General features: G+C 68.5%; 6 protein-coding genes. 5 read left to right on the top strand and 1 reads right to left on the bottom strand.

Annotated elements, in window-relative coordinates; genetic code table 11:
- Positions 1–213: 213 nt before the first annotated feature.
- The 3 genes from ACZ6DL_RS34105 (at position 214) to ACZ6DL_RS34095 (ending at position 4,897) form a co-directional block, all read left to right on the top strand.
- Positions 214–1,428, top strand: a complete 1,215-nt coding sequence (locus ACZ6DL_RS34105; RefSeq protein ID WP_040864405.1) for an acetyl-CoA C-acetyltransferase — start codon at positions 214–216, stop codon at positions 1,426–1,428.
- A 115-nt stretch (positions 1,429–1,543) separates the two neighbouring features.
- Positions 1,544–3,694, top strand: coding sequence for a 3-hydroxyacyl-CoA dehydrogenase NAD-binding domain-containing protein (locus ACZ6DL_RS34100; RefSeq protein ID WP_466057377.1), 2,151 nt, complete (start codon positions 1,544–1,546; stop codon positions 3,692–3,694).
- A 111-nt stretch (positions 3,695–3,805) separates the two neighbouring features.
- Entirely contained in the window at positions 3,806–4,897 is a 1,092-nt protein-coding gene (locus ACZ6DL_RS34095; protein WP_466057375.1) for an esterase-like activity of phytase family protein, read from the top strand.
- Here ACZ6DL_RS34095 and ACZ6DL_RS34090 read toward each other — a convergent pair.
- A complete protein-coding gene (locus ACZ6DL_RS34090; RefSeq protein WP_393240633.1) occupies positions 4,894–5,364 on the bottom strand; it encodes a MarR family winged helix-turn-helix transcriptional regulator in 471 nt (156 codons plus the stop codon). The two genes, ACZ6DL_RS34095 and ACZ6DL_RS34090, sit on opposite strands and share 4 nt — an antisense overlap.
- A gap of 94 nt (positions 5,365–5,458) precedes the next feature.
- Between ACZ6DL_RS34090 and ACZ6DL_RS34085 the strand changes: the two genes are divergently transcribed.
- On the top strand, positions 5,459–5,911 hold the full coding sequence (locus ACZ6DL_RS34085) for an SgcJ/EcaC family oxidoreductase (protein ID WP_466057373.1): 453 nt from the start codon (positions 5,459–5,461) through the stop codon (positions 5,909–5,911).
- A gap of 330 nt (positions 5,912–6,241) precedes the next feature.
- The gene (locus ACZ6DL_RS34080) at positions 6,242–9,823 is read left to right on the top strand and encodes a protein kinase domain-containing protein (protein ID WP_466057371.1); all 3,582 of its coding nucleotides are present in this window, start codon (positions 6,242–6,244) and stop codon (positions 9,821–9,823) included.
- Positions 9,824–9,830 lie beyond the last annotated feature (7 nt).

The following is a 9,830-nucleotide window of genomic DNA, read 5'->3' as shown; positions in this document are numbered from 1 at the left end:
AAGCGCTCGGACGGACGTATGTCCGGCCCGGTCGCACAGAAGCGCTCGGACGGACGAACGTTCCGGTCGACCGCACAAAAGCGCTCGGACGGACGTATGTCCGGCCCGGTCGCACAGAAGCGCTCGGACGGACGAACGTTCCGGTCGACCGCACAAAAGCGCTCGGACGGACGAACGTCCGGCCGCCGCACATTGAGGAAGGAACACTCCGATATGACCACAGAGGCCTACATTTACGAGGCCATCCGCACTCCGCGTGGCCGTGGCAAGAAGAACGGCTCGCTGCACTCGGTCAAGCCGATCGACCTGACTGTTGGTCTGATCCAGGAGCTGCGCGGCCGCTTCCCGAACCTCGACGAGGACCGGATCTCCGACCTGATCCTCGGCGTGGTCGCGCCGGTCGGCGACCAGGGTGCGGACATCGCCCGTACCGCGGTCACCGTGGCCGGCCTGCCCGACACCGTCGGCGGGTTCCAGCTCAACCGCTTCTGCGCGTCCGGCCTCGAGGCGGTCAACCTGGCGGCCCAGAAGGTCCGCTCCGGCTTCGACGACCTGGTCCTCGCCGGTGGCGTCGAGTCCATGTCGCGCGTGCCGATGGGCTCCGACGGCGGCGCCTGGGCGCTGGACCCGGCCACCAACTACGACACCTACTTCGTCCCGCAGGGCGTCTCCGCCGACCTGATCGCCACCATCGAGGGCTTCAGCCGCGACGATGTCGACGCCTACGCGGTGCGCTCGCAGGAGCTGGCCGCCAAGGCCACCACCGGCGGTTACTTCGCCAAGTCGATCGTCCCGGTCAAGGACCAGAACGGCATCGTCGTGCTGGACAAGGACGAGCACATGCGCCCCGGCACCACCGCCGAGGACCTGGCCAAGCTGCAGCCGTCCTTCGCCGTGATCGGTGAGATGGGTGGCTTCGACGCGGTGGCGCTGCAGAAGTACCACTTCGTCGAGAAGATCAACCACGTGCACCACGGCGGCAACAGCTCCGGCATCGTCGACGGCGCCGCGCTCGTGCTGATCGGTTCGGAAGAGGCGGGCAAGGCCTCCGGTCTGACCCCGCGTGCGCGCGTCGTCGCGACCGCCACCAGCGGCGCCGACTCCACCATCATGCTCACCGGACCGACCCCGGCCGCCAAGAAGGTGCTGGCCAAGGCGGGCCTGACCCTCGACGACATCGACCTGGTCGAGATCAACGAGGCGTTCGCCTCCGTGGTGCTGAAGTTCCAGAAGGATCTGAACATCCCGGACGAGAAGCTGAACGTCAACGGCGGCGCGATCGCGATGGGCCACCCGCTGGGCGCGACCGGCGCGATGATCACCGGCACCATGGTCGACGAACTGGAGCGCCGCAACGGCCGTTACGCGCTGGTCACCCTGTGCATCGGTGGCGGCATGGGCGTGGCGACCATCATCGAGCGGGTCTGAGCCCCAACCGACAGCTGAAGATTTGCGGCGGCGTGAGCGTCAGGCCCGGAGGCGGCAGCCTGCGTAACCACGTAGGGCCGCGAACGCCGCTAATTCACCTAGGAGACACAGAGCTGTGAGCGAAACCAACATGATCGGTTGGGAGCAGGATTCGGACGGCATCGTCGTACTGACGATGGACGACCCGAACCAGGGCGCCAACACCATGAACGAGCTGTACAAGAAGTCGATGACCGCCACCGTCGACCGGCTGGAGGCGGAGAAGGACAACATCACCGGTGTCGTCCTGACCTCCGCGAAGAAGACCTTCTTCGCCGGCGGCGACCTGAAGAACATGATGAAGGTCGGCCCGGACGACGCCCAGGCGCTGATGGAGGAGCTCGGCGAGATCAAGAGCGCCCTGCGTCGCCTGGAGCAGCTGGGCAAGCCGGTCGTCGCCGCCATCAACGGCGCGGCGCTGGGCGGCGGCCTGGAGATCGCGCTGGCCACCCACCACCGCATCGCGGCGGACGTGCCGGGTTCGCAGATCGGTCTGCCGGAGGCCACTCTCGGCCTGCTGCCCGCGGGCGGCGGCATCATCCGCACCGTGCGCATGCTGGGCCTGCAGAACGCCCTGATGCAGGTGCTGCTGCAGGGTCAGCGCAACAAGCCGGCCAAGGCCAAGGAGATCGGCCTGGTCGACGAGCTGGTCGGCTCGATCGAGGAGCTGGTCCCCGCCGCCAAGGCGTGGATCAAGGCCAACCCCGAGGGCGGCGTGCAGCCCTGGGACAAGAAGGGCTTCAAGATCCCCGGCGGCACCCCGTCCTCGCCCGCGTTCGCGGCGAACCTGCCCGCCTTTCCGGCGAACCTGCGCAAGCAGATCAAGGGCGCGAACATGCCCGCGCCGCGCGCCATCATGTCGGCCGCGGTCGAGGGCTCGCAGGTCGACATCGACAACGCGTCGCTGATCGAGTCCCGCTACTTCGTGCACCTGCTCACCGGCCCGGTCGCGAAGAACATGATCCAGGCGTTCTTCTTCGACCTGCAGACGATCAACAACGGCGGTTCGCGTCCGAAGGACGTGCCGAAGAAGGAGATCAAGAAGGTCGGCGTGCTCGGCGCGGGCATGATGGGCGCGGGCATCGCGTACGTCTCCGCCAAGGCGGGCTACGAGGTCGTGCTGAAGGACGTCTCGATCGAGGCGGCCGAGCGCGGCAAGAACTACTCCGAGAAGATCGAGGCCAAGGCGCTGTCCCGGGGCAAGACCACCGAGGAGAAGTCCAAGGCGCTGCTGGACCGGATCAAGCCGACCGCGGACCCGGCCGACTTCGCGGGCGTCGACTTCGTCATCGAGGCCGTCTTCGAGAACACCGAGCTCAAGCACAAGGTGTTCCAGGAGATCGAGGACATCGTCACCCCCGACGCGCTGCTCGGCTCGAACACCTCCACCCTGCCGATCACCGGTCTGGCGACCGGCGTGAAGCGCCAGGAGGACTTCATCGGCATCCACTTCTTCTCGCCGGTCGACAAGATGCCGCTGGTGGAGATCATCAAGGGTGAGAAGACCTCGGACGAGGCGCTGGCCCGGGTGTTCGACTACACCCTCGCGATCAAGAAGACCCCGATCGTCGTCAACGACAGCCGCGGCTTCTTCACCTCGCGCGTGATCGGCACCTTCGTCAACGAGGCGATCGCCATGCTCAAGGAGGGCATCGAGCCCGCCACCATCGAGCAGGCCGGTCTGCAGGCGGGCTACCCGGCCGCGCCGCTGCAGCTGTCGGACGAGCTGAACATGAAGCTCATGCAGAAGATCGCCAAGGAGACCCTGGAAGCCGCGCAAGCGGGCGACACCACCCTGGGCGTCAAGCGGCACCCGGCGCAGGATGTCATCGACTACATGGTGTCCGAGGGTCGTCCGGGTCGCCTGGAGAAGGCCGGCTTCTACGAGTACGACGAGAACGGCAAGCGTACCGGTCTGTGGGGCGGCCTGCGCGAGCACTTCAAGACCTCGGCGGGCTTCGACGTCCCGCTGCAGGATCTGATCGACCGCATGCTGTTCGCGGAGGCGATCGAGACCCAGAAGTGCTTCGACGAGGGCGTGCTCACCTCCACCGCCGACGCCAACATCGGCTCGATCTTCGGCATCGGCTTCCCGGCCTGGACCGGTGGTGTGCACCAGTTCATCGTCGGTTACCCGGGTGGCCAGGAGGCCTTCGTGGAACGCGCCGACTACCTCGCCAAGAACTACGGCGAGCGCTTCGAGGTCCCGGCCTCGCTGCGCAAGTAGTCTCGCGGAACGCGGGCGGCGAAGCCCGTCACCGCTTTTCGCGGTGGCGGGCTTCCGTCGTTTCCCAGCCCGTGCACGTTCGCGTCCTTCCGGCCGGATAGGTTGGCAGCCGTGCCGAGACGTAGTCGCCATGTTCTGATCGCCAGTTGTGCCCTCGTCCTCGCATCGGCGCCGGTGGCGGGCGCCGAGCCCGCGCCCTCGGTGCGCTTGCTCGGCGAGCAGGTGATCGCGTCGGGCCTGGACTTCGAGGGCACCACCGTGGGCGGCCTGTCCGGTATCGATTACTCGGCACGCACGGGTGAATTCGTGCTGATCAGCGACGATCGGTCGAGCAAGAACCCCGCGCGGTACTACACCGCGCGCATCGAGGTCGGCGAGCGCGGCGTCGGACCGGTGACGATCACCGGCACCCGGCCGCTGCTGACCGCGACGGGCGCTGCCTACCCGCCGATGTCGGTGGACCCGGAGGAGATCCGGGTCGATCCGTGGACCGGCGACTACTACTGGACGCAAGAAGGCGAACGCGACGGCGACCTACTGGCCGACCCATCGGTGCGGATCGCGCACCAGGACGGCTCCTATGCCGGTGAGCTGCCGATTCCGGAGAACGAACGGATGCGTCCCGGCTCCGGTCCGAGGCAGAACCAGGCGCTGGAGGCAGCGACCTTCCTCGCCGCCGGCGCATTGTTCGCGACCGCGACGGAAGGGCCGCTGCTGCCGGACGGACCGCCGCCGACCACGACCAGTGCGGCGCTGGCGCGCATCACCGTCCAGGCCAGATCCGGATCGCCGCTCGCCCAGTACGCGTATCCGATGGAGCCCGTCTTCGCCGAGTCGCGGCCCGAACCGGGCCGCGGCGGCACCGGGATCGCGTCCGTCCTCGCCGCCGATCCGCTCGACCCCACGAAACTTCTTGTGCTGGAACGGTCTTTCTCCCCGGGCACGGCCAACAAGATCCGCGTCTACGAGGCCGACCTGAGCGGCGCGACCGACATCCTCGACGCTCCGCTCGGCGCCGCGCGCCCGGCGGCCAAGCGGCTGCTGGTGGACCTCGACGACGTCGGACTCACCGCCGTCGACAACGTGGAGGGTATGACGTGGGGTCCCCGGCTGCCTTCCGGCGAACGAACCCTGGTCCTGGTCAGCGACGACAATTTCGACAGCCGCCAGATCACCCAGGTCGTCGTCCTCGCCGTCGCCTAATCCGTGGGACGCAACTCCTCGGCGGCGGCCTGGTACGCGGCGGCGGCCCGCGCGAAGTAGTCGAAGAGCACTTCGCGCTGTTCGGGTGAATAGCCGCCGATGATCTCGCCGATGCGCCGCCGCGCCGGGGCGAGGACCTCGTCCAGATCAGCGGGCTTGCCGACCAGTTCGACGATCACCTTGCGCCGATCGCCCGGGACCGGCGCGCGGCGGACGTAGCCTGCCTCCTCCAGCCGGTCGATCAGCCGGGTGGTCGGGCCGGTGGTCAGGCCGCTGCGAGCGCCGAGTTCGCCCGGCGTCATCGGTCCGGCCAGTCCCAGGATGTTGAGCGCGTAGAGGTCGGTGGCGCCCAGATCGACCGCCCGCGCCCCGGCTTGGCCGTGCAGCATGACCGCGCTCAGATAGCGCCGGTAGACCTCATGGGCGTCCGGTCGAAGGCCATGCGGCGCGGTCTCGGGTGTTGACACGAGATCTCTCCATCCGTTAATTTCTTCTTACACGAAGAGACTTCTTTCACGAAGAAAGCTCTCATAAGAAGTAATCTATCATGGAGGCACCATCATGAGTGGCGACGAGAGCACCGACCGGCGCGGCATCCTGGCCGTTCTCGCCGAGTTGACAGACGCCTGGGGGCGGGGAGACGCCGACGCCTACGGCGAGGTCTTCACCGACGATGCCACCTACACCAGTTACCTCGGCACCCATTACCGTGGGCGCGCGGACATCGTGGCTTCGCACCGGGCCTTGTTCGCGGGCGTCCTGAAGGGCACCCGGCTGGCCGACGAGGTGCTGGACATTCGTCACTACGGTCCGGACGTCGCCGTGGTCACCAGCCGTGGCGACACCTACAAGGGCTCGCCGAAGCAGGCGCCGGCCAAGATCCAGACCTACACCGTGGTCCGCAGGGACGGCCGATGGCGCATCGCCGCTTTTCAGAACACCAAACGCAGGAAGCTCATGGAGCGCATGACCTTCTGGATCACTCCGGCGACACGTCCCGCCGAGCAGCGCTGACCGATCCACGGCGGATAGCTCATGGACCCGGTTGGCCGGCTCATGCTCGGGTATACGTCCGGGTGGACCAGACGTCGCGGCGGTCACGAGCCGAGGCGGCACCTGCAAAGGTGAGCGCGAGAGCCCATTTCGCGCCGGACATCGAGCCCCGACCGGAGCGCTGAGCTGCGCGGAACGCACGGATCGGCGGCACGAGTCGTCCTGTTCGGAAACGTCACCCGCCTGATACCGGGCCGCGCTACGTTGGAGTATGCGCAGACATATCGGACACGGCGTCCGGGGTCGGCGCGGAGTTTGGTCGCCGATTCGATGTGAGTTCGAGGTGATCACATGAATCCACAGACGCGTTCGGGCCGGGTGCGCCCCGAATCGACTGCGGCCGAGACGGACACGCGGCGGGAGGCGCCCATCGACATCGCCGACGAGTTGGAGGCGATGGGCCTGTCCGGTGCGGTGGAGATCGGCCGGGGCGGATTCGGCGTGGTGTATCGCTGCGTGCAGACCGCGCTGGATCGGGTTGTCGCGGTAAAAGTGCTCTCCTCGGAGATCGACCAGGAGAGCCGGGAGCGGTTCCTGCGTGAGGAACAAGCCATGGGCAGGCTGTCCGGCCACCCGAATATCGTCGACATCCTCCAGGTGGACGTGACGGCGACCGGCATGCCGCTCATCGTCATGCCGTACTGCACCCATGGGTCGCTGGAGCAGCTCATCCGCGATCAGGGCCCGCTGACCTGGGCGGACTCGCTGCGAGCCGGGGTCAAGCTGGCGGGCGCCATCGAGAGCGCACACCGCGCCCGGATCCTGCACCGTGACGTGAAACCGGCCAACGTCCTGCTCAGCGGCTACGGCGAACCGCAGCTGACGGATTTCGGCATCGCCCGCATCCCGGGCGGGTTCCGCACGTCCAGCAGCATGATCACCGGCTCGCCCGCGTTCACCGCGCCGGAGGTCCTCAAAGGCGACGAGCCGACCATCCGTTCCGACGTCTACGGCCTCGGCTCGACGCTGTTCGCCTTGCTCACTGGGCACGCGGCCTTCGAGCGGCAGGCGGGGGAGCGGGTGGTGGCGCAGTTCTTGCGCATCACCACCCAGCCCGTGCCGGACCTGCGCGAACAGGACATTCCGCCGGATGTGGCCACCGTCATCGAACACGCGATGGCTCCGAGTCCGCGAGATCGCCCGGCCAGCGCTTACGAGTTCGGCGAGATGCTGCGCGAGGTGCAGCGCGGCCATGGCCAGCTGCCCGACGAGATGGCGCTGCTGGACACCATGCCGGAGCCGGAACCGACGATTCCGACCGCGGTGGGCATACCGACCGTGGCGTGGACCGGTTCCCGACCCGCGGTCACCGCGCGACGCAGCTGGCCGTTGACGTTGCGGCCCGCTGTCTCGCAGCATTCGGCGACCTCGACGACGGCACCGCCGACGGCCGTGACCAAATTCCGTCCGCCCACGCCCACGCGAGACCCGATACCGCGGCCGCGTCTGCTGGACACCCTGCGCGGGGGCGGACGGCGCAGACTCGCGGTGATCCACGCGCCCGCGGGGTTCGGCAAGAGCACACTGGCCGCGCAGTGGCGCGCCGAACTCACCGATGGCTCTGCCGCCGTCGCCTGGATCGGCATCGACCGCGACGACGACAACGAGATCTGGCTGCTCGCCCACCTGATCCAGGCGATCCGCCGGGTGCATCCGGACGTCGGCGCCGGTCTGGACCAGGTGCTCGAGGAGCGGCCCGCCGACGCCGCCGCGTTCGTGATTCCCACGCTCATCGACGAGATCCACGCCGCGGGCAAGACGGTCGTGGTGATCGTCGAGGACTGGCAGCGGATCACCGACGCGGGCGCGCACCGGGCGATGGAAGCCCTACTGGACAACGGCTGCCACCACCTGCGTTTCGTCGTGACCAGCCGAGAGCAATCCGGCCTGCCGACGAGCCGGATGCGGGTGCACGACGAACTGGTCGAGATCGGCTCGGCCGCGTTGCGCCTGACCGAGGCGGAGACCAGGCAGATCCTCGTCGAGCGCAACGGATTCGACCTGACCCCCGAGCAGGTGACCGAGATCCACACCGCCACCGACGGCTGGCCCGCGGCCATCCAACTGGTCGGACTGTCCCTGCGCGGCAACGCCGACCCCGCTCAGCTGATCGCCACACTGTCGGAGGGCAACCACGGCATCCGCGAATACCTCGCCGAGAACGTGCTGGACACCTTGGAACCCAAGATGCTCGAGTTCCTGATGTCGATCGCGGTGACCGAGCGGATCTGCGGCTCGCTCGCCGCGGCGCTGTCCGGTGAACCGGACGCCGAACAGCTGCTCGAGCAGGCCGAGCAACGGGAGCTGTTCCTGCGGCGCATCGAGCACGACCCGGAGTGGTTCCGGATGCAACCGCTGTTCGCCGAGCATCTGCGTACCCGGCTCGATCGCGTTCACCCTGGGAAGTCGAAGTCGCTGCACCGCAAGGCTTCGCGCTGGTACGCCGAGCACCAGCTGCTGCGCAAGTCGGTCGACCACGCATTGGCCGCGACCGATCTGAAGATGGCGCTGGACCTGCTCGAGGGCGGCGGGATGGACCTGATCGACGGATCCCGGCTCGCCACCCTGCTGGGCAGCGTGTCGAAACTGCCGATGCAGCAGGTGGCCTCGCGCTCGAAGTTGCTGATGGCGGTGGCCAGGGCGAATGTCAACTTGCAGCAGTCCGGCGCGGCGCGCAACGCGCTGGGCAGGCTGTCCAACATCCTGGCCCGCGGCTCCACCGGTGACGCGGATGTGCGCGTGCAGCGCTGCCAGGCGGCGGTGCTCGCCGCTTCGGACCAGATCGCGCGCGACCACACCGAGGGCGTGCTGGATCGGGTCGCGGACTGCTTGCAGGAGCCGGACGATCTACCGGCGTGGACGGTGTCGACCGCGGCGAACCTCACGACGTTCGTGCGCCTGTGCGGATTCGACTTCGAGGGCGCCAGGAAGATCCAGGAATGGGCCGAGGACTATCACAGGGACTCGAAAGACCCGCTGGGCCTGGTATTCGGCCGCTGTGGCCAGGGAGCGGCCGCCTACGAGCAACTCGACGTCGCCACCGCCACCCGCTGTTTCCAGCAGGCGTGGGAGTCCGCGCGCGAGCGCTCCGGACCGCGCTCGCACGCGGTGCGCGTGGCCGCCGCTCTGCTCGGCGAAACGAGTTATCGCCGGGGTGATCTGGAGACCGCCGACCGGCTGCTGGACGAAAGCCACGAGCTGGTCACCCGGGTGGGGCCGGTGGACTTCCTGATCTCCACCTTCGTCGTCGGCGCGCGGGTCAAGGCGGTCGGCGGTGATCTGTTCACCGCGGCCACGCGGCTGGACGAGGGCGCGCGCATCGCCGCTGACAACCGCTTGGCGCGCCTGGCCGCGCACATCCGCGCCGAACGGCTGCGCCTCGGGCTGCCGCTGGAGGCGGGGGAGCGCCGCTACACCGATCTCAGCGAGTCCACGCCGCTGCAGATGGGGCATCGGCTGACCGGCGCAGCCCTGCTCACCGCCGAGGCGGAGGAACTCGCCGCGATCCGCGCGCTGCTCGCCGAACACCGGCCCGGCTCCGACGACCGGGCCGTTCGCCGCGCCCGCGCGCTCTACGACCACACTCTGCAAAAGCACCGTCCGCGCGCCCAATTGGACGCGGCGCTGCTCCTGGCCGAATGTCTGGCCACCGCAGGCTGGGTCGGCGAGGCCACCAACCTGCTGCTGCCCGCGGTCACCACCTGCGCAGGCCTCGGCTGGACCAGGCCGCTGCTGGACGCGGGCCCCGGCGTGGTCGGCATCCTGCGCGTGCTGCGCGCCGACCTGCCCGCCTCGGCCCAGGTCGGTGACATCGAACTGCCCGCCCCGTTCCTGGATGAACTCCTGAACGAGGCGGGCAGTCAGGCCTACTGAACTAACC

It is taken from the genome of Nocardia sp. NPDC041819, assembly GCF_055590505.1.
This window is presented reverse-complemented; position numbering and strand designations above follow the sequence as displayed.

Coding starts and splice junctions, on each gene's coding strand:
- ACZ6DL_RS34105 (WP_040864405.1), top strand. CDS start 214: ATGACCACAGAGGCCTACATTTACGAGGCCATCCGCACTCCGCGTGGC.
- ACZ6DL_RS34085 (WP_466057373.1), top strand. CDS start 5,459: ATGAGTGGCGACGAGAGCACCGACCGGCGCGGCATCCTGGCCGTTCTC.
- ACZ6DL_RS34080 (WP_466057371.1), top strand. CDS start 6,242: ATGAATCCACAGACGCGTTCGGGCCGGGTGCGCCCCGAATCGACTGCG.